The 19,608-nt window shown below is 67.2% G+C and carries 13 protein-coding genes; all 13 read right to left on the bottom strand.

The features are described 5' to 3' along the window. Positions 1 to 132: 132 nt before the first annotated feature. Positions 133 to 2,643 carry an ATP-dependent helicase HrpB gene (hrpB, locus tag L2Y96_RS02440; RefSeq protein WP_247331668.1) on the bottom strand — a complete coding sequence of 837 codons (2,511 nt, stop codon included), beginning with the start codon at positions 2,641 to 2,643 and terminating at the stop codon, positions 133 to 135. Positions 2,644 to 2,724: 81 nt separating this feature from the next. Next, positions 2,725 to 4,872, bottom strand: a complete 2,148-nt coding sequence (gspD, locus tag L2Y96_RS02435; protein WP_247331667.1) for a type II secretion system secretin GspD — start codon at positions 4,870 to 4,872, stop codon at positions 2,725 to 2,727. A gap of 42 nt (positions 4,873 to 4,914) precedes the next feature. Continuing rightward, on the bottom strand, positions 4,915 to 5,685 hold the full coding sequence (locus L2Y96_RS02430; RefSeq protein ID WP_247331665.1) for a general secretion pathway protein GspN: 771 nt from the start codon (positions 5,683 to 5,685) through the stop codon (positions 4,915 to 4,917). Continuing rightward, a complete protein-coding gene (gene gspM / locus L2Y96_RS02425) occupies positions 5,682 to 6,296 on the bottom strand; it encodes a type II secretion system protein GspM (RefSeq protein ID WP_343218432.1) in 615 nt (204 codons plus the stop codon). Before gspM ends, L2Y96_RS02430 begins: the two co-directional genes overlap by 4 nt. Beyond that, positions 6,293 to 7,477, bottom strand: a complete 1,185-nt coding sequence (locus L2Y96_RS02420; protein ID WP_247331663.1) for a PilN domain-containing protein — start codon at positions 7,475 to 7,477, stop codon at positions 6,293 to 6,295. The genes gspM and L2Y96_RS02420 overlap by 4 nt, the downstream gene beginning before the upstream one ends. Further along, positions 7,474 to 8,331, bottom strand: coding sequence for a type II secretion system minor pseudopilin (locus L2Y96_RS02415; RefSeq protein ID WP_247331661.1), 858 nt, complete (start codon positions 8,329 to 8,331; stop codon positions 7,474 to 7,476). The genes L2Y96_RS02420 and L2Y96_RS02415 overlap by 4 nt, the downstream gene beginning before the upstream one ends. Next, complete coding sequence (locus L2Y96_RS02410; protein ID WP_247331659.1) at positions 8,328 to 8,993, bottom strand: prepilin-type N-terminal cleavage/methylation domain-containing protein; 666 nt, start codon at positions 8,991 to 8,993, stop codon at positions 8,328 to 8,330. The genes L2Y96_RS02415 and L2Y96_RS02410 overlap by 4 nt, the downstream gene beginning before the upstream one ends. Then, a complete protein-coding gene (locus L2Y96_RS02405; RefSeq protein ID WP_247331657.1) occupies positions 8,990 to 9,409 on the bottom strand; it encodes a prepilin-type N-terminal cleavage/methylation domain-containing protein in 420 nt (139 codons plus the stop codon). Before L2Y96_RS02405 ends, L2Y96_RS02410 begins: the two co-directional genes overlap by 4 nt. Positions 9,410 to 9,411: 2 nt before the next feature. After that, entirely contained in the window at positions 9,412 to 9,852 is a 441-nt protein-coding gene (locus L2Y96_RS02400; RefSeq protein WP_247331655.1) for a GspH/FimT family pseudopilin, read from the bottom strand. Positions 9,853 to 9,870: 18 nt separating this feature from the next. Then, on the bottom strand, positions 9,871 to 10,296 hold the full coding sequence (gene gspG, locus L2Y96_RS02395; protein ID WP_425492516.1) for a type II secretion system major pseudopilin GspG: 426 nt from the start codon (positions 10,294 to 10,296) through the stop codon (positions 9,871 to 9,873). A 27-nt stretch (positions 10,297 to 10,323) separates the two neighbouring features. Continuing rightward, positions 10,324 to 11,541: a type II secretion system inner membrane protein GspF gene (gene gspF / locus L2Y96_RS02390; protein ID WP_247331654.1), complete on the bottom strand. Its 1,218-nt coding sequence runs from the start codon at positions 11,539 to 11,541 to the stop codon at positions 10,324 to 10,326. A gap of 2 nt (positions 11,542 to 11,543) precedes the next feature. Next, complete coding sequence (gene gspE, locus L2Y96_RS02385; protein ID WP_247336858.1) at positions 11,544 to 13,241, bottom strand: type II secretion system ATPase GspE; 1,698 nt, start codon at positions 13,239 to 13,241, stop codon at positions 11,544 to 11,546. A 224-nt stretch (positions 13,242 to 13,465) separates the two neighbouring features. Continuing rightward, positions 13,466 to 19,588 (bottom strand): ESPR-type extended signal peptide-containing protein, encoded by a 6,123-nt coding sequence (locus L2Y96_RS02380; protein WP_247331652.1) that lies wholly within the window; start codon positions 19,586 to 19,588, stop codon positions 13,466 to 13,468. Positions 19,589 to 19,608 lie beyond the last annotated feature (20 nt).

Genomic DNA, 19,608 nt, shown 5'->3' with positions numbered 1-19,608 from the left:
ACCGGCGCCATGCCGGTGGTCCGCACATTGGAAGATGTCGCCGCGCAAACCGATGCCAGCGCATGCTGCTGACCAGCGTCAGACAAATCCGGCCCGTCGTCAGCGAACCCTTATGGACAAACGCGGAATGACTCAGGTACCGCGTGGCTTCGCACGGTGCGTGGCGGCAGCCGTCCACGGGTCATCGGGCCAGGGATGCTTGGGATAGCGCCCCTTCAGTTCCTTCTTCACCTCGGGGTACGTACGGTTCCAGAAACCCGAGAGATCCTGCGTCACCTGGATCGGCCTGCCCGCGGGCGAAAGCAGGTGAAGCATCACGGGAATGCGGCCATCGCCGACACGTGGGGTATCCGCAAGGCCAAACAGCTCCTGCAGCTTGACCGCCAGGACGGGCGCCGCACCAGGTTCGTCATCGCGCGCTCCGTATTCGAGGCGGCGACTCATGCCACTGGGGACGACCAGCTCTTCCGGTGCGTGCGCATCGAGTGCGCGCCGCTGATCATAGTCAAGCATCGCTGACAACGCGTCGGATAAATCTGACGGTTGGATGGCGTCAAGCCTACGCTTGCCCGAGAGGTAGGGCCCAAGCCAGTCGGCCAGCGTGTGCGCGAGTGCATCGTCGCTGACGTCAGGCAAGCTGAGTTCGGGGCGCCATGTCCTCAACGCTCCCATGCGTGCCCGCAGCCGCCGCGCGTGATCCGTCCACGGCAACGCATGAATGCCACGTGCACGAATCGCGGCAAGCAGTACCGGAAGTGCATCCGCTCCATCGACCGGCACGGCTTTGCGCGAGATCACCAACGCATCAAAGCGCCGCTCCTCGAACGCTTCGGCGATCTGGCGATCGTCGTCCCAACGCAGTACGCGTTCGGTGACGAAGCGATCGCCGTGCTCGCGCTCGAGGACATCGGGGTCGAGCGGCGCGGCCGCGAAGATCAGGCTATCGCGTGCTTCCAGCCGCAGATCGATCACGACGAGCCAGGGCTCGCCATGCAACGCGCTGTTTTCGTGTAGACGTGCGCCGCGACCACTAGCCAGCTGGTAGCGCATGGACTGCGTGTCGTCACGCTTCGCCACGCGGTCCGGGAAGGCATGCGCCAGAAGATCACCCACGGCGTGGGCGTCGGGCACGCCACTCGCGGCGCTACGCGCCTCCAGGCGGCGGCGCCAGCCCGAGGCGGCCTTGTCGATGGCCACCAGCGCGCCGGCGTCCGCGGAGCCAATCCGCGCACCGCGCGCGCCACCATCACGCCAGAGGTGCAACGCGTGCACCCGCTGCCGGAAATCATCGTTGCGTGATGCCTCACCACGCAGCGGTGAACGCGCCTCGGCCAGTGCCAGCAGGTCTGCCACCAGGGGGCGCTGGGTGGCGTGTGCGCGCATCGCAGCGGCGCCCAGCCGGGGCGCCGCGCCTAGCGCGAGCATCTCGCGGCCGAGCGCGGTGAGGTTGGCGTCCTCATCGAGCGCACCCAACCGGCGCAACAGATCGCGTGCCTGGCCAAGGGCACCGGCCGGTGGCGGGTCGAGCCACGGAAGCGTCGCGCTACCCCACCCGGCAAGCTCCAGCGCCAGGCCGGAAAGCTCCGCCTGCTCGATCTCCGCCATGCGCGACGGTTCGAGACGGCGGCTTTGGGGCCACAGCCGGTAGGCGCGGCCCGCCGCGACGCGCCCCGCGCGGCCCGCGCGCTGGTCGGCCGACGCCTGCGAGATGACCACCGTCTCCAGCCGGGTGAAGCCTGACGGTGGATCGAAGCGCGGCTCACGCGCGAGCCCGCTATCCACCACGGCGCGAATGCCTGGCAAGGTCACGCTCGACTCGGCCACGTTCGTGGCGAGCACGACGCGACGCGTGCCGGGCTCCGCCGGGGCGAGGGCCAGTTGCTGCTCCGCGAGTGAGAGCTCGCCGTGCAGGGCGACGACTTCAACATCGCCATCCAGGCGCTCCAGCATCCCGCGTGCGCGCTCGATCTCGCGGCGCCCGGGAAGGAACGCCAACACATCACCGTCGTTCTCCCGCAGCGCCAACTGCACGGTACGCGCCAGGTGCTGCTCCACCGTCTCCTGCGTGCGTGCGGGCGGATACTGCACGTCCACCGGGTAGCTCCGGCCGGGGCTGGTGATGCGTGGTGCATCGAGCCAGCGCGCGATGCGCTCGCCATCGAGCGTCGCGGACATCACGACCAGCCGCAGATCGGGACGGAGGCTGGCGTGCACATCCAGTGCGAGCGCCGCGCCCAGGTCGCCGGCGAGGTGACGCTCGTGGAATTCATCAAACAGAATGGCTCCAACGCCCTCGAGTAGCGGGTCGTCCTGGATCATCCGGCCGAGGATGCCTTCCGTCAGCACTTCGATACGGGTGCGCGGGCCTACGCGGGATTCAAAGCGAATCCGATAGCCCACCGTGCCACCCACTTCCTCGCCCAACTGGCTCGCCATGAAGCTCGCTGCCGCGCGGGCCGCGATACGACGCGGTTCAAGCATCAGGATGCGCTGGCCAGCCAGCCAGGGAGCATCCAGCAACGCCAGCGGCACCTGGGTGGTCTTGCCCGCGCCCGGAGGCGCTTCCAACACCAGCCGCGGCCGCTCCGCAAGCGAGGCGACGATATCCGGAAGTAGCGCGGTAATGGGGAAGGTGGGGCTCATGCACCGCGTATGGTACGCAACCCCGGCCCAGCCTGCCCGCTTACCTGTAGGAGCGCGCGAGCGCGCCCCTACAGGGGTCTTTCAGCCTTCGTCGGGTTTGGCGAAAGGCGCCAGGGAGCGGAAGCGCTTGCGGTAGTCATCGGCTACGCGGCGGGCATCGTCGGCGCTCGCGATGACCCGGGGCGTGATCAGCACGATCGTCTCCGTGCGATGGTTGTTGTCCCAGCGGTTGCCGAACAGGTGGCCCAGCACGGGAATTCGCGAGAGGCCGGGGACGCCACTACGCCCATGCGCGCCCAGTTCACGAATCAGGCCACCCAGCAGCACCGTCTGCCCGCTCTGCACCGCGACCTCGGTCGTGAGCTTGCGCTTCTCGATCGGTGCATTGCCCGATGCATTCGCGGCCTCACCCACCTTGCTTACCTCCTGCGCCACTTCGAGATAGACCAGGCCACCGGGATTCACACGAGGGCGCACATTGAGGATGACGCCGGTCTTCTTGTAGGTGACCTGCCCTACTTCATTGCTGCCACCCAATTGCGTGTTCACGTAGGTCTGCGTCACCGGCACCTCGTCACCCACCAGGATGGATGCACGCCGGTTATTGACCACGACCAGCGACGGTGCGGAGAGCGTACGCGCATGCGTATCCTCTTCCATGGCCCGCACGATGGCCTGGATATCCTTGTTGACGAACGAATAGAAGAACGTGTCCGCACCACCCCGCGCTGGCGGGTGCCGCCCGATGCCCCACGCCTGCTTATTGCCTGGTTGCGCAGGCGTGCCGTTGCCACCGCTGCCCGCGAGGCCTTCCAGATACCACTGCACGCCGAAACGGAAGTTGTCCTGCAACGAGACTTCGAGGATCCGTGTTTCGATCTGCACCTGCAGCGGCAACGTGTCCAGTCGCGATATCGCGTCACGAATGGTCGCCCACTGCGAGGGTCGGGCGTGTACCAGCACCTGATTGTTCGCGTCGACGGCCGTTATGCGCAGGCCATCCTGTGTGGCCGGGCCGATGGGGGGTTCGGGTGGCTGGTAGAACGAGCTGTCGCTTTCGCCCTGACCTTGTGAGCGCGGGTCGGCCGCGTCGTCCAGGTCTTCTTCGCCACCGTCGAAGGTGGTGGCCGAAAGGCCGGGACCAACGCTACCGCCGTGATCGACCGCCGACGCCTGGTAACCCCCATAGATCTGGCCGATGTGCCTGGCGACGTCGCTGGCGGGCAGGTTACGAACGTCGTAGACATATAAGCGTGGCGCGTTGCCGCCACCGACGTCGATCCGCTCGATCCACTCACCGACATGCTCGAGGAACGCAGGCTGCGTCGCGATCACGACGATGGCGTTGCTCCGCTCCACCGGAAGGAAGCGCACGAGACCAGCGGCCGGCGATTTGCCCTTGGCGCCGAAGACCGACTCCAGGCCTGGCAGCAGTTCCTTCGTGGTCGCATGCTCCAGGGGAAACACACCGACCGACATGCCACCGACCCAATCCACATCGAAGGTTTCGATACTGGCGGCATAGTTTTCGAGCTCATCGGGCGTGCCGGCCATGACCAGGAGGTTGCGGACGGGATCCACCAGCAACAGTGCGTCCGGCGCGGCGAACGGCGCGACGAGCTTTTCCATCTCGTTCGCGGATACGTAGCGCAAGGGAAAGAGCCGGGCCGCGTGGCCGTCACGCGGTGCCGACGCGGCAAGGCGCGGCGCCAGGATGCCTGCGACTGCCTGGCGCCGCGGCACCACGTCGTAGCGGTCGCCCCGCTGAACGAGGGCATTGCCCGTCCACGACAGAAGCGTTTCGAGGATCGGCAGGGCCTGCTCTCGTGCCACGGGTTTGGCGGTTGAGAAGGAGATGGTGCCTTGCACGCCCGGCGTGATCGCGTAGTTCGCATCGAGCACATCGCCGAGGATCGCCCGGACGACGGCTTCGACAGGCTGGTCTTCAAAGTTAAACGTGAGCGTGCCTTCGCCTTTCACGTCGGGCCGCGGCTTTTTCAGCGCTTGCGGCATGACGAACTGGCCGCTTCCACGCGTGATGGACGACGCCACCTTGCGTGGTGGATCGGCGTCAATCGTCGTGACCAGCGGTGCGGTGTCAGGTACGGGACGCGCGAGGTCTTCGAGTGCCTCGCGCTCAAGGTTTCCAGAGAGGCGCGACGGATTCGACGTGCAGCCGGTCGTCGCCATGGCCATCATGATGGCCATGCCCAGGGTCAATCGTTGCATGGTGGTTTCCTCTTTCCATGAGGTAAGGCGCGTGTGCGCCGGTTAGCGCGAATCCTGCTGGCGTTGCTGTTGCTGTTGTTGTTCAAGCCGGCGCTTTTGCACCGCTTGCTTCAATGCCTCGATGCGGGCCCGCTGAAGGTCGGCATCGTCCTGGCGCGGCGGCGCATTGCGTTCGCCGCCGTTGGCCCCTGGCGGGTGGGGCAACGTGGGGCCGGTCATGCCACCGCCCTGCGGCTGGATCACCCGGACGCCATCGTCAGCGGACGCTTGCGGGGGCCGTGCCGGCTGCTGCCCTGGCGGTGGCGGCGTGCCCGGCTTCTGCCCGGCAAGTGGCTCAGGCGCAGCCACTTTGAGAGCGAGTTCACGGCGTTGCCCGGCGTTATCGAAGACCGCGCTGCGCGGCGTCAACGAGGCGAGCGTCCAGTGGCCCTCGAGCGCGGCGCCTTCCTTCACGCGCACCGTGGTGTTCTTGCCTTTGTCCCGCAACAAGGCCATGTGCAGGTCGGAGGTCATGATGATACCGGTGAGCTCGAGGTCACCGATGTTGCTGCTGTCGTCATCGCCGCCTGCATTGACCACCGGCTTGCGATCCGCCATGAACAATGGACGCTGCCACACCTCGGCATACTGGTCGAGCGGGCTGGGCTTGGGCATGGCGGCGGCGCGCATCGGCGGCAATGGCTCGGCGGCGGAGGGGTCGTCCCAATGCACGCCGCGGCCGATGCCCAGTGCGAACGCAGCCGTGGTACCCGCCAGGGCGATGGCGATACCTGCAAGGATAGGCGTCAGGCGACGCTGGCCTGCGGCGTTCATGTCGAGGCCTTTGCCGCGCGCGCGGCATGGATGTAACCGGAGACGGTGAACTGCACTTCCAGCGGTGCGCTGCCGCCGTTACGCGCGGCGACGGGATTGCGATAAATGCTGAAATCCTCGATGAAGAGATAGGGCGCCTCTTCTTCGATATCGTGAAGGACGGCGGCCATCGGCTGCATCTGGCAGCGCAGGCTGATGTTCACGGTGACCTTGCGGTACGGGTCGCCCGCCTTCTCCTGGCTGGGCACCGGCATCTTCTGCACCACGTCGCACGCGCCGTCTTCCTTGTGCGCGGCGGCCACGTCGACGATGCGCTGCATGAGGCCTGCGGCGGCGGCATTGGTGTCATCGCCCGAAAGGAAGGCATCGCTGCGCGTTTGCCCTTGCTCGACGGCGGCAAGGCGCTTCTCCAGTTGCGGCCGTTCGGCGATCGCCGTGGCATAGCGGCGCTGGGTGTCGCGCAAGTCATCCATTTCGTCGCCCATCGCCAGCTGCGGCGCGACGAACCACCAATGGATGAAAAGGAAGTACGCGACGACGAGGACGATGGCCAGCAGCAGCACCGCCGCAGCGCGCGATTCCGCAGGTTTCATCTTGCCGAGTGCCATCATGGCGCATCTCCCTTTGCCGCGCTGCCCGCGCGCGCGGGTGCCGACGGTTTCGCTGCCGCGGCGGGCTTCGGCGTCAATGCCTTGGCTTGCATGTAGAAGCGCTCCTTGCCTGAGGTGGGATCCGTCTGAATGGTGCCCTGGAAACTGGGTTCTCCGATCGTCTTTGCGCCCTTCAGCGCATCGATGAGCTTGGCCGCCTGCGGGCTCTGCCCCTGGAAACCGATCTGGCCGCTGGCATTCAACGTGAAACGCTCCAGCCAGGTGTCATCCGGCAGCCGCGTCGTCAGTTCACGCAGCACCGGCAGGATCGCAGGTGATTCCACCTTGCGCCTGGCCAGGAAGCCCGACGCTCCCGCACTTTCCGTAAGGCGCTGGCGAAGGGCGCTCACGCGTTTCGCATCGGCCTGCATCGCATCCACCTCGCTGCGCATGGCATCGAGCGTGGCCTCGCGATTGTGCAACCAGGTAGCCATGGCCACGATGGCCAGCACGACGATGCCGACGACCAGCGCGATGTTGAGGCGACGGCGTCGATCGACGCGGCGCGGCGCACGCTGCGGTGGCAACACATCCAGGCCGGCGAGCGCGGCACCGTCGGCGACATCGACGCGATCCGGCGTGATGCCGAGACCCGCCAGTTCATCCAGCAAAGGATCGAGCGTGGCGCGTGGCGTCGCCGCGAGCTCCGCGGCAAAGCGGCCTTCGCCCGCTGCCTCACCCAGGTCGCGCACACCGTAGTGGATATCGGCGGCACGAAACGGCGTCTGCCGGTCGAGGTCGAAACCCACGACCTGGCGCAGGTTGTCGCGCGCCGCTACAGGCATCACCAGCCGACGGCGGAGCACCTGGGCGGCTGGAAGCACCAGTGCGATGTAGCGATCGGCAGGATCGCTGGCCGCAAGAGCACGTTGCAGTTCGGTGGCACGCTGTTCCGCCGGCTCCGCATCGTCGGCGCTGGCGAGGGGAATGGATTCACCCGCACGGCGAAGCACCCAGCGCGTGCCCTGGCGCTCCAGCGCGTACCACTGCTGCCCACCGGCGAACGCATAGCGCCAGCGCGGCGGCACGAGGCCGGCGAGCTCGCCACCCCACCAGCGCAGGAAGCCTGGCAAGGCACTGCCGCGCCAGGCACGGCGCAGGCGGTCGAGCTGTAGCTGGGAAGCATCCTGCAGGGCGGTCATTCGGTATCTCCTTCGCGCCAACGCAATATCGCGTAGGGCTGGTTGCCGGATCTTATCCCACGCAGTCGGATCGTTGATGTCAGGGCACTCCGTGTCCCGTCCTCAAGCGTCGCTTCCGCGTGGATCGTATGGGTAACACCATTGCCGCCAGCGACAGCCGCACCACCCGCCTGGGCGCGCGCGGCGAGAATCGCCTGGGCACCCGAGCCGTCCAGCCCCGGGATGGCAGCGAGCGCGAGAGGCTGCGCATGTTCCGTGTTGGGCCGTTCGCGGCCCGACCAGATGGTGATGGCCGGCGCGATGGCGGCCCATACCCTCTCGTCCATGCCGAGCACCATGCGCGCTTCTTCCACGGTCGCGAACGGGCCGTTGCGCGGGCCGTAGTCCAGCCCCGCGGCTTCATACTGCGGGCGCTTGGCACCGTTGGGCGAAGCGGCGTCGCCGGGGCGACGCCAATCCTGCACGGCGCCGGAAAGCTTCGTGGCGCGATCGTCATCCACACCGGCTGCCTTGAACAAGCCTGTCAGGACATCCGCCGAAGCCGCGTTGAGATCGACCTTGCCGTCCTCATCGACAATGGTGATTGCTACCTGTGCATCGTCGAACGCGAACGTATACATACGTCCATCAGCGATCCAGCGCGCCTGCGGGTCGGGTGTCTGCAAGCCATCGATAGCGCGCATGATGCCCGCCTCCGCCGCGTAGTGCGCGCGCGTCTGCGCGAACTGATAACGCGCCTGCAGGCCTTCGGTGCGCGCCAGCGCAGCGAAACCGCCAAGCATGATCGCCAGCAACGTGCAGCCCCACAGCACGATGAGCAGGGCCACGCCGCGTTGCGAACGCTTCGCGCTCATTGCACCACCGGCCTGCGCGAACCACGCAAAAGGGAGAAGCCGTTGCGCGACGCCGAGGGGTCTATGCGCAAGGGTGCGACCAGCGTGGGAAACACGGTCTGGCCGTCCACGTCGAGCGCGATCCGCACCAGCGAGGGTGTACGCCGCCCATCGCCCCACGAGGCCTGCCAATCCGTGGGTTTGTTCTGGTCATCCACACCGCGATAGCTGAATGCCCCCTTGCGAATCCCGTGCATCAACACCTGTGGCTCACCCAGGGCTTTCGGCTCGCTACCGTCGGGCGGTAGCAGGTACAGGCTGACCTCGAGGCGGTAGCTACCGTGATCCTCCTCGACCAGCGATACCGTTTGCATCTGCGGCCCAAGCCGGGAGAGGTACCCCGGCATGGGAGCGACAAAGGTCAGCTTGTCGGCGGCTCCCTGGAAGACGATCGGATCACCATCGTCGGTTTCGCCAAATGGCATGACCAGCGCCTGGGCCAGTTCGCTGCGCAGATAAGCCTGCGCCGAACGGACTTCATCCATCCGCTCAATCGCCTGGTCGCCACTTCGGACAATACGGCCTGCCGTACTGATCCCCGAGTACACGCCAAGTAGCACGATGGAAAGCAACGCCAGCGCCGCCAGCACCTCCATCAGGCTGAAGCCACGCGCGCGGATCACTGGGCACCACCCTGTGCACCAGCCAGGCGCAGCGTGGAGAAGTGCGCGCGGCGCTCGTGGCTGGGATCACCCCAGAAAACATCCAGATCGAGCCGGAACAAGCGGTTGCCCCCGTTACCGTCCGACGGGGCATCGCCTACGTTGAACGGCGACACGTTGAGCTGCCAGCGATAGGTATCGTCGAAGCGGCCATCGGTGCTGCCGGCCTGCAGCGGATCGACGATGAACGCGCCATCGAGCAGGGTGCGTGCGCGCAGCGCCGCCTGGGTCCGTTCGTTGGCCCGGGCCGTCAGGCTCATGGCGCTACCGGCCACCTGCATCAATGCCGCGAAGGCAATGGCGAGCACGGCGATCGCAGCGATCACCTCAAGCAGACTGAAGCCACGCGTATGCCGGCGGGCGGGAAGTCGGCGCACGATCATCTCGGCGCCACCACGCTGACCGCGCCCGTGAGCCAACCCACGTTGACATGCCATTCGCGCTGGCCGCGCTTCAGGGTGATACGGCCGCCCGTGGAACTGCCATCGGGAAAGAAACGAATGCGGCCTGTCGTGCTGCTGGCCTGGTCTTCACGGGCACTCGTTATGGACACGCGCATGTCACGCGGCAGGTGCACGTCACCCTTGCCCGGCGGGTGATAGGTCGCCGCCGAGACATTCACTTCGAGCGCCTGGCTTTCGCCTTTGACGATGGCCTGCGTGCGCGTATAGCGCAACGCGGCAGCCAGCTCACCGCTAGCCGCATTCACGCGCGCGCTGGCGAGGCCCTGGGTGACGGGGATGGACACTGCCGCCGCGGCCAGGCCAATCAGGAGGATGACGGCCAGCATTTCAAACAGCGTGAAGCCGCGCACACGCATGGCCGTCGTCCTTCCGTGTTACTGCCAGTTGCCGACGTCGGCCGAGTAGCCGTCGCCGCCAGCCTTGCCATCCTGGCCGTAGAACACCAGGTCGTACTGGCCGTGCTCGCCCGGGTACTGGTAGCCGAACGCATGACCCCAGGGATCCTTCAGGTCGGACGGCTTCGCGTACGGACCCTGCCAGTTCTGCGCGTCGGCAGGCTTGGTTACCAGGCCGTCGAGCGACGCCGGGGGCGTGCCGTTATCGAGTGCGTAATTGTCGATCTTCTGGGTGAGCGTCGTGAGCTGGGCCTTGCCGGCTCCGTACTTACCCTTGTCGACATTCTTGCCGACCTGGGTCACGACGATGGCGCCGATGATGCCGATCAGCACGATCACCGCGAGCATTTCCAGCAGCGTGAAGCCGCGGGCGTGGCTGTGTCGCAGGGTACGGGGCGAGCGCATGGGCAAAACTCCTGTGGAACGGATGGGTCAGTTGATATTGCTGGTAAGGCTGAGCAGCGGCAGCAGGATCGCCGCCATGATGAAAGCCACCATCACGGTCATCACGATGGTGAGCGTGGGCACCAGCGCCGCCAGCAGGCGATCGATGGCGCGCTTCGCTTCCACGTCGAACGTATCGGCCACTTTCAACAGCATGGTGTCGAGGGCGCCGGCCTCCTCGCCCACCTGGATCATCTGCAGGGCGAGGCGCGGAAAGCGCTCTGTCTGTGACAACGCGCTGCCAAGGCCGGTTCCGCCCTTGACGCGATCCGCCGCCTGCTCGAGCGCGAGGTCGAGCGCACGGTTGCCGGTGACCTGTCGGGCGATGGAAAGCGCGCCCAGCAGCGGCACGCCATTCTTCAGAAGCGTGCCGAGGGTGCGGGCGATGCGGGCCGTCTCGACCTTCAGCAACAAGGGGCCTGCGACGCGCATGCCAAGCAGCCGGGCGTGAAAGCGCAGTTTCGTGTCGGGGTCGCGCAGCCGGACCTGCATGAGCACGACGCCCACGATCAGGGCCAGCATGACCGCCCACCACCAGTCGCCGATGACGGTGCCCATGGCCAGCACGACCTGGGTAATAAGCGGAATCGGCACCTGCATGTCGGCGAAGATCGGGACGAACTGCGGCACCACGTAAGCAAGCAGGAGCACCAGCGAGCCGAGCACACCGACCATCAGGAAGGCAGGATAGATCAGCGCATTGATGATGCTGCCGCGCAGGGCCTGCGCGCGTTCAAGGTAATCGGCGAGCCGGCGCAGGGTTTCGTCGAGCGAACCGCCCGCTTCACCCGCGCGCACGAGGCTGATGTAGAGGCGTGGGAACACGCCGTTCTCTTCATCGAGCGCCGTGGAAAGCGTGGTACCCCCGCGGACACGATCGCGGATGCGTTCCACCATGTTCTTCGCCCGCTCGCCCTCGGGCAGATCGAGCAGGATGCCGAGCGCGCGGTCGAGCGGCTGGCCCGCGCCCAGCAGCGTTGCCAGCTGGTGGGTGAACTGCGCTAGCTGGTCACCGGTGAACGGGCCCTTGCGAAACAGGGCGGCAAGACCGCCGCCTGACGCTTCGCCATCGGCCGGCGCCGCCTCCAGCGGCACATGGCCCTGGTCCTGCAGGCGCGCGACGACATCTTCAACGGATGTCGCTTCCATGCGGCCGGCCAACATCTCGCCTGCTGCACTGATCGCCCGGTAACGGAACTGGCTCATGGTCAGCTCTCCTGCGTGACGCGCAGGACTTCCTCAATGGTGGTGACGCCGGCGACGGCCTTGGCCAGGCCATCCTCGTACATGGTGCGCATGCCCTCGGCGCGCGCCTGGCGCTCGATCTCACCCGCATCGGAGCGCTGCATGACCAGGCGGCGGATCGGGTCACTCATCACAAGGAATTCCATGATCGCGCGACGCCCGCGGTAGCCCGTGGGATTCGCCGCACTCGAGCCGGGCTTCCACAGGCGGATGGGGCGCTCGTCGGTGTACTTGTGCAACTGGAATTGCTCGACCACTTCGGGGAGCGCCTCGTACGGGACCGCCGTCTCCGGGTCCAGGCGGCGCACGAGGCGCTGCGCCAGGATGCCGTTCACCGTGGAACCGAGAAGGTAGTCCTCTACACCCATATCGAGCAGGCGCGTAACACCACCCGCCGCGCTGTTCGTATGCAGGGTGGAAAGTACGAGATGGCCGGTGAGCGCGGACTGGATGGCGATGCGGCAGGTTTCCAGATCGCGCATTTCGCCGATCATGATCACGTCCGGATCCTGGCGCACGATGGAGCGCAGCGCGCCGGCGAAATCGAGACCGATCTGCGGCTTCACCTGGATCTGGTTGATGCCTTCGATCTGGTATTCCACCGGGTCTTCGACGGTGATGATCTTCACGTCGGGCGTATTGATCTGCGACAGCGCCGTGTACAGCGTGGTGGTCTTACCCGAACCGGTCGGGCCGGTGACCAGAAGGATGCCGTGCGGGCGGTCGAGCACTTCCACGAAGCTATCGCGGAAGCTGTCCGTGAAGCCCAGCGATTCGAAATCGAAGACCACCGATTCACGATCGAGGATACGCATCACCACCGATTCACCAAAACTGGTAGGTACGGTGGAAACGCGCAAATCGAGCTCCTTGCCCTGCACGCGCAACTGGATGCGACCATCCTGCGGCAGGCGGCGCTCGGCGATATTGAGCCGGGCCATGATCTTGACGCGTGAAATGACCGCGGCGGTCGAGCTCGACGGTGGAGCTTCCACTTCGTGCAGGACGCCGTCGATGCGGTAGCGCACCTTCAGGCGGTTCTCAAACGGCTCGATATGAACGTCGGAGGCGCGCTGTTCGACGGCACGCTGGAGGATCAGGTTCACCAGGCGGATCACCGGCGCTTCGGACGCCAGGTCGCGAAGGTGCTCGACGTCATCTTCGACGGCCGCGCTGCCATCCAGGCTCTCGACGATGCTGCCCATCGCCGACCGGCCCTGGCCGTAATAGCGTTCGATCAGGTCGTCGATCTCGGAGCGCAGGCCAACCCGCAACTGCACGTCGCGCCCGGTGGCCAGATGCACGGCCTGGAGGGGATAGGGATCGGCCGGATCGGCGACGAGCAGCGCGAGGCCGTCGTCACCTTCGCGCACCGGCACCACGTGGTACTGCTTGAGAAAGCGAACCGAGAGTTCGACGTCGGCCGGCGGCATTTCGGGCGCATCCTTCGCGGCCAGCAGGGGCAGGCCAAGCAAGGCGGCCCAGGCATCGGCGAGATCGCGTTCAGAAACCAGGCCAAGCCGGGCCATCAGCGCCGTGAGGGTGCCCTCGGGCGTCTCATCGTGAAGGCGCCGCGCCCGCGCGAGGTCGGTGTCCTTCAGGCGGCCGTGCGCAACGAGATACGCACACACCTGGGCTTCGCCGGGTTCCCCGGTCAGCATGTCCCTATGCTCGGTAATCGCAGACATGCTTTCTTACGCTCCGTTCGTTGCGGTATCGATGCTCCCGTTCCTGGGAGCCATGGGCCGCTATTGGTAGCACAGACCGTGCTTCCGGGGCGACCACGCCGCACGCATCCTGCGACGCGCTGCAACAAAGCAAAGGCCGGCGAAGCCGCCGGCCTTGCAAGGGTTTACTGCCTCCGTGTAGGGGAACCCCTAGGCGATTACCAGCCGATGCCTACGCCGACACCCCCCGAACTCTCACCGCCGCTGACGGCGGCGCCGAAGGTCAGGGCAGCGTGTGATGTCAGTGCCCGCGAGTAACCCACCGACAACGCCCCCTGGCCCTTGTAGCCGCCGACACCCACGCCGAGGCGGTTATCACCGCTGACGCCCTGGGCGCTGAAGGCCATCTGGGACATGGCGGCGCCCATCGCGCCCACCTTGTTCAAGCGGTCATTGAGGTTGTTGAAGCGATGGTCGACTTCGCGCTTGTACTCATCGAAGGCGCCGCCACTCACGATGTCGCCAAACTTCTGGTCGGTATAGGCCTTCGCCTGGTTCAGGGTGCTCGCATCCCCCTGGTCCGCGTAGGATTTCGCCGTCGTGAGGGCCTGGTCCACCTGGCCGACGTTGGCGGCATCGGTGGGTGCCGTGCCGGCCGCCACATTGGTAACGCGACGCTCGGCGCCTGCCGCGCCCACCGAGACTGTGTTCGCCTGGTCGGCGACCGAGTTGGCACCCAGCGCCACACTGTTGGTCGCCGCGGCCGTGACCGTGGCTCCCGTTCCCACCGCGGTACCGTTGGCGGCACCGACCGAAGCGTTGTTGCCGACCGCGAGATCGGTGGTGTCCTTCGCGTAGCTGCCCGTGCCGATGGCCGTACCGTCGCCCGTGCCCTCGACGATGGCTTGTGCGACGGGTGCTGCCGCCGGAGCCACGGGTGCGGCAGCGACGGTCGGTGCGACAGAAGCCGGCGCCATGGCCGCGTTCACCCGGGCCCGTGCCGGGCTCGTGCCCGCCACGCTCGTGGAACCGGTACCCGATTCGAGGTTCCCCACGCGGCTGTTCAACGAGGTGAGCGCACCATCCAGGGCGCCGACCGCATCGCCGACCGTGCTGTACGAACCGCCCTGCACGCGGTAGACCGGGCCAACGAAGCCTGTGGCACCCATCGTCGCCCCGCCGCCGAGTGCCATGGCAACCGCATTACCCGCCGCGTTCCCCGTGCTGGCGAAGGCATTGCTCATCGCGGAGGTCAGCTGGTTGAGGTTGACTGCGTCGGTGCCCTGCGTACCAGCAGCCACGTTGGTGATCTGGCGATTACCGGAAGCCGAGCCCACCGACACGGTATTCGCGCGCGTTGCGAGTGAACCCGCACCGAGGGCGACCGAGTTAGCCGCCGTGGCCCGTGCGCTGTCGCCGATGGCCGTGGAACCAACGCCAGCCGCATTGGCCGAGGCACCGATGGCCGTGCCGGATTCCTTGCTGGCCGTCGCAAACGAGCCGATCGCCGTGGAAAGATCACCCGAAGCGCTGCTGCCCGCACCGACGGCGGTTGCGAACGCACCGGTCGCCGCCGCATCGTCGGAACCATCCTTCGCACCATCGGCCGCCACGTAATGCGCGGCACTGCTCACGCTATCGGCAAGGGTATCCAGCTGGCCCTTGTTGACGGCGTCGGTGGCCTGCGTCGCCGCGGCGACATTCGTTACCTGACGCTCGGCACCTGCCGTGCCCACCGAGACGGTGTTGTCGCGCTGGGCGACGGAACCGGCGCCAAGAGCCACGCTGTTGGCGCCTGCCGCTTCGGACTGCGCGCCGATAGCAGTACTGGTCGCACCCGTGGCCGTCGAGGACGTACCCACGGCCGTGGCGTTACCGCCATTGGCGAAGGCACCGCTGCCGTAAGCGCTATCGCCCGTGCCGCCGGCAAATGCACCGGAACCCGCAGCAGTGGCGAGGTCGCCAGCGGCGGTGGCGTCATCGCTACCATCACCCGTGCCGTTGGCCTTGAAGTAATGGCTGGCGTCGCTGACGCTGCCGGCCACCGCATCCAGCTGGTTCTTGTTCACCGCGTCGGTGCCCTGCGTGCCGGCCGCGACGTTGGTGATCTGCCGCTCCGAACCCACCTTGCCCACCGACACCGTGTTGTCACGATCGGCGTAAGAATTCGCACCGAGCGCGACGGTGTTGTCACCGATGGCCGATGCGCCCGCGCCAAGTGCCGTCCCGCTGTCACCGAGCACCCAGCTGTTCGTGCCAAGTGCGACCGCGTTGGCCGCCTCGATACCGAAGAGCGCGAAGCCGGTTTCGGCGTACTGGCCGATGGCAACACTGCCCGTGCCGGCAGCGCTCGCACCACCACCGATCGCCACAGCGCCATCGCTATAGGCGGCCGTGCCGTAACCCACCGCCGTCGAGAGTTCGCCCGGTGCATACGCCTGGCCACCCAACGCGGTGGAGCCCGAGCCGGAGGCTTCCGAAAGGAAGCCGCCCGCGAGCGACTGTTCACCCTGGGCGAACGCCGCGGTACCGAGTGCCGTAGCGAACTGGCCTTCGGCCTGGGCGCTCGCGCCCACGGCCGTGGCCGCAAGACCCGAGGCCGTCGCCGGACCCACCGGTTCACCCGTGGCATTCAGCGTGATCAGCGGATCACCGTTCTCATCCACCGCCTGGCCGCCGATCGCCGTGGCACTGTTGGCCGTGGCCTGTGCACCACTGCCGTAAGCGGCTGTGTTCTTGCCCTGCGCCGTCGAACCGTAACCGCCGGCCGTGGCACCATCGCCCTGTGCAAAAGCCGCGGCTCCCAGCGAGGAAGCGCCCAGGCCATTGGCACTGCTACCGTTGCCTACCGCGGTGGCGTAGTCGCTATCCGCCACGCTGCCCGCACCCACGGCCGTCGCACCGCTGCCGTCAGCGATGCTGCCGCTACCGTTCGCCGTGCTGTCATCACCGAATGCCGCGCTCGATGCACCGGTCGCCGTGGAGCGTGCGCCCGACGCTTCGCTGTTCGCACCCGTCGCGGTGCTGCTATCCGCCGTGGCTTGCGCATTGGCGCCATAGGCTGCGCTGTCCTGCCCGGTGGCGGTCGAACCATAGCCACTGGCCGTACTGTTGACGCCGCTCGCAAACGCGCCGCTGCCATAGGCCGAAGCACCGTTCGCGAGCGCAGCGGCGCCGGAACCGGCGGCGACTGCATAGTCACCCACGGCGGTCGCATCGTCGCTACCGTCGCTCGCGCCATTGGCCTTGAAGTAATGGCTGGCATCGCTGACGCTGCCGGCCACGGCATCCAGCTGGTTCTTGTTCACCGCGTCGGTGCCCTGCGTACCGGCAGCGACGTTGGTGATCTGCCGCTCGGAGCCCACGTCACCGACCGACACGGTGTTGTCACGATCAGCGTAAGAATTGGCGCCGAGTGCGACGGTGTTGTCACCGATGGCCCAGGCGCCCGCGCCGAGTGCCGTGCCGCTATCGCCGAGCACCCAGCTGTTCGTGCCGAGTGCGACCGCGTTGGCTGCCTCGATACCGAAGAGCGCGAAGCCGGTTTCGGCGTACTGGCCGATCGCCACGCTACCCGCGCCGGCAGCGCTCGCACCGCCACCGATCGCCACGGCGCCATCGCTATAGGCAGCCGTACCGTAGCCCACCGCCGTCGAGAGTTCGCCCGGCGCGTACGCCTGGCCACCCAATGCCGTGGAACCCGAGCCGGAGGCTTCCGAAAGGAAGCCGCCCGCGAGCGACTGTTCACCCTGGGCGAACGCCGCGGTACCGAGTGCCGTAGCGAACTGGCCTTCGGCCTGGGCGCTCGCGCCCACGGCCGTGGCCGCAAGACCCGAGGCCGTCGCCGGACCCACCGGTTCACCCGTGGCATTCAGCGTGATCAACGGATCACCGTTTTCATCCACCGCCTGGCCGCCGATCGCCGTGGCACTGTTCGCCGTGGCCTGAGCACCACTGCCGTACGCCGCGGTGTTCTTGCCTTGTGCCGTCGAACCGTAGCCGGTCGTTGTCGCCCCGTCGCCCTGCGCAAACCCGCCTGCGCCGAACGAAGAAGCGCCGACGCCGTTGGCACTGCTGCCATTGCCCACTGCCGTGGCGTAATCGCTATCAGCCACGCTGCTGGCACCCACGCTGGTGGCGCCGTTGCCGTCCGCGATGCTGCTGTAACCGTTCGCCGTGCTGTCATCGCCGAACGCTGCGCTCGATGCGCCGGTGGCCGTGGAACGCGCGCCCGACGCTTCACTGTTCGCGCCCGTCGCCGTGCTGTCCTCGCCCGTGGCGTTCGCAAGAGCACCGACTGCCGTGGCGTTGTTCGCGCCGGCATAGCTACCGCTACCGATCGCAGAAGCGAAGTCACCGTTGGTCGTCGACACGGCACCGACCGCCGTGGACTGCGTGCCTACGGCGATCGCTTCCGCACCCAGCGCGCTCGCGCCGAGATCCTGCGCCGATGCCGATTCACCGAGCGCTGTGCTGCTGTCCGCGGCGGCGTAGGTGTTCCAGCCGATGGCCGTGGCGTAGTCCGCCGTCGCCCACGCACCGGCACCCAGCGCGGTCGCGGCGTAGCCCGTCGCCTGCGCGGTGAAGAAGCCGAACGCGCTACCACCCACGGCAACGCTTTCATCGCCCGTGGCCGTGGCGCTTTCACCGACGGCGACGCTGCTCACGCCACCCGCCGTACTCTGCGTACCGACGGCCGTCGAGTAATCGCCGAGCGCGTTGGCCACGGCACCGAATGCCGACGACTGTGCGCCACTCGCATAGGCACCCACGCCCACGGCCGAGGCCGCGAAGCCACTCGCATTGGCGCTGGCACCCACGGCCGTACCGCCCACATCCGCGCTGGTCGCACCGGTGTCGACTGCCACACCGCCATTCGTGATCAGCGGATTGCCGTCTGCATCGACCGCCACGCCACCCACGGCCACGCTGCCAGGACCATTGGCCTGCGAACCCGCGCCATAGGCAGCACTGTTCTGGCCGGTGGCCGTCGAGCCGTAGCCCGTGGCCGTGCTATTGACGCCTGTGGCGAACGCGCCGCCGCCGTACGCCGAGGCACCGTTCGCACCCGCGAAGGCACCCGATCCGGACGCCACGGCATAGTCGCCCACGGCCGTCGCGTCGTCGCTACCATCGTTGGCACCGTTGGCTTTGAAATAGCGCGTCGCGCCATTCACCGCCGCGTTCACCTGGCCGACGTTCGCCGCGTCCGTATCTTCGGTACCAGCAGCGACGTTGGTCACCTGCCGCTCGGCGCCCACGTCACCCACCGAGACGGTGTTATCACGGTCCGCGACCGATCCCGCACCCAGGGCGACACTGCCCTGCCCGCTCGCCTGGGCGTTGGCTCCGATCGCTGCGCTGTTGGCGCCGGTGGCCGTCGCACCGTAACCGGCCGCCGTGGCGTTTCCGCCATTCGCGAACGCACCGCTGCCATACGCGCTATCGCCCACGCCGCCTGCGAAGGCGCCTGAGCCCGCTGCCGTCGAGAACTTTCCGGCCGCCGTGGCGTCGTCGCTACCGTCGCTGGCGCCATTCGCCTTGAAGTAGTGCTGCGCATCGGCCGTCGCCGCATCCACCGCCTTGACCTTGTCCGACACCTTCGTCACGTCTTTCGCCACGGTGTCGACACGCTTGTTGACGGTATCGACGCGTCCATTCGCGCTCGATACGCCGTCATTCACCTTGTCGAGCTGGCGCTTGTTCACCGCATCGGTGGCTTGCGTGCCGTCGGCCACGTTGACGACCTGGCGTTCGCTGCCGCTGCGGCCCACGGACACCGTGTTCGCGCGGTTGGCGATCGAATCCGAACCCACGGCGACGGCATTGTTGGCGATCGCGCGCGCGCCGCGGCCAAGCGCCGTGCTTCCGGTATTCGCTGCGTTGGCGCCCTGGCCCACGGCCACGCTATCGGTCGCCGTCGCGCGGGCACCCTGGCCCACCGCCGTGGCAAAGTCACCCGTGGCCTGCGCGTCGTTGCCCACCGCGGTGCTGTAATCGCCCTTCGAATTCGCTGTCGTACCCAGCGCGGTGCTGCTATCACCCGCCGCCTTCGCCTGCGCACCACACGCGAATGCCTGGTAACCCTTCGCGACGGGCGCGAGCAGGGAGGAGAAACCGCTGCAGATGTTGCCGCCAGGCGCGTTGCTGCCTTGCGACGAGTGTGCGGATGCCGAGGGACTTGCCAGCACGAGCATCGTGCCCACGGTGAGAGGGAGTGCAGCCATGGCCGCACGAATCCGTCGGGAGGCGCCGCCCTTGCCACTCGCCCGAGCATGCTCGGAGGCGACGACCAGGATGCCGAGCGACTTGTTCCATACCTTGCTGTAGATCGTATTCACGTAACTTCCTCCCGTGGGTG

This window comes from Luteibacter aegosomaticola, from assembly GCF_023078475.1.
GTDB lineage: Bacteria > Pseudomonadota > Gammaproteobacteria > Xanthomonadales > Rhodanobacteraceae > Luteibacter > Luteibacter aegosomaticola.
This window is presented reverse-complemented; position numbering and strand designations above follow the sequence as displayed.

What these genes read in the sequence shown, in the direction of transcription:
- hrpB (WP_247331668.1), bottom strand. Translation starts at nt 2,643, where the DNA reads ATGAGCCCCACCTTCCCCATTACCGCGCTACTTCCGGATATCGTCGCC.
- gspD (WP_247331667.1), bottom strand. Translation starts at nt 4,872, where the DNA reads ATGCAACGATTGACCCTGGGCATGGCCATCATGATGGCCATGGCGACG.
- L2Y96_RS02430 (WP_247331665.1), bottom strand. Translation starts at nt 5,685, where the DNA reads ATGAACGCCGCAGGCCAGCGTCGCCTGACGCCTATCCTTGCAGGTATC.
- gspM (WP_343218432.1), bottom strand. Translation starts at nt 6,296, where the DNA reads ATGATGGCACTCGGCAAGATGAAACCTGCGGAATCGCGCGCTGCGGCG.
- L2Y96_RS02420 (WP_247331663.1), bottom strand. Translation starts at nt 7,477, where the DNA reads ATGACCGCCCTGCAGGATGCTTCCCAGCTACAGCTCGACCGCCTGCGC.
- L2Y96_RS02415 (WP_247331661.1), bottom strand. Translation starts at nt 8,331, where the DNA reads ATGAGCGCGAAGCGTTCGCAACGCGGCGTGGCCCTGCTCATCGTGCTG.
- L2Y96_RS02400 (WP_247331655.1), bottom strand. Translation starts at nt 9,852, where the DNA reads ATGCGTGTGCGCGGCTTCACGCTGTTTGAAATGCTGGCCGTCATCCTC.
- gspG (WP_425492516.1), bottom strand. Translation starts at nt 10,296, where the DNA reads ATGCGCTCGCCCCGTACCCTGCGACACAGCCACGCCCGCGGCTTCACG.
- gspF (WP_247331654.1), bottom strand. Translation starts at nt 11,541, where the DNA reads ATGAGCCAGTTCCGTTACCGGGCGATCAGTGCAGCAGGCGAGATGTTG.
- gspE (WP_247336858.1), bottom strand. Translation starts at nt 13,241, where the DNA reads ATGCTGACCGGGGAACCCGGCGAAGCCCAGGTGTGTGCGTATCTCGTT.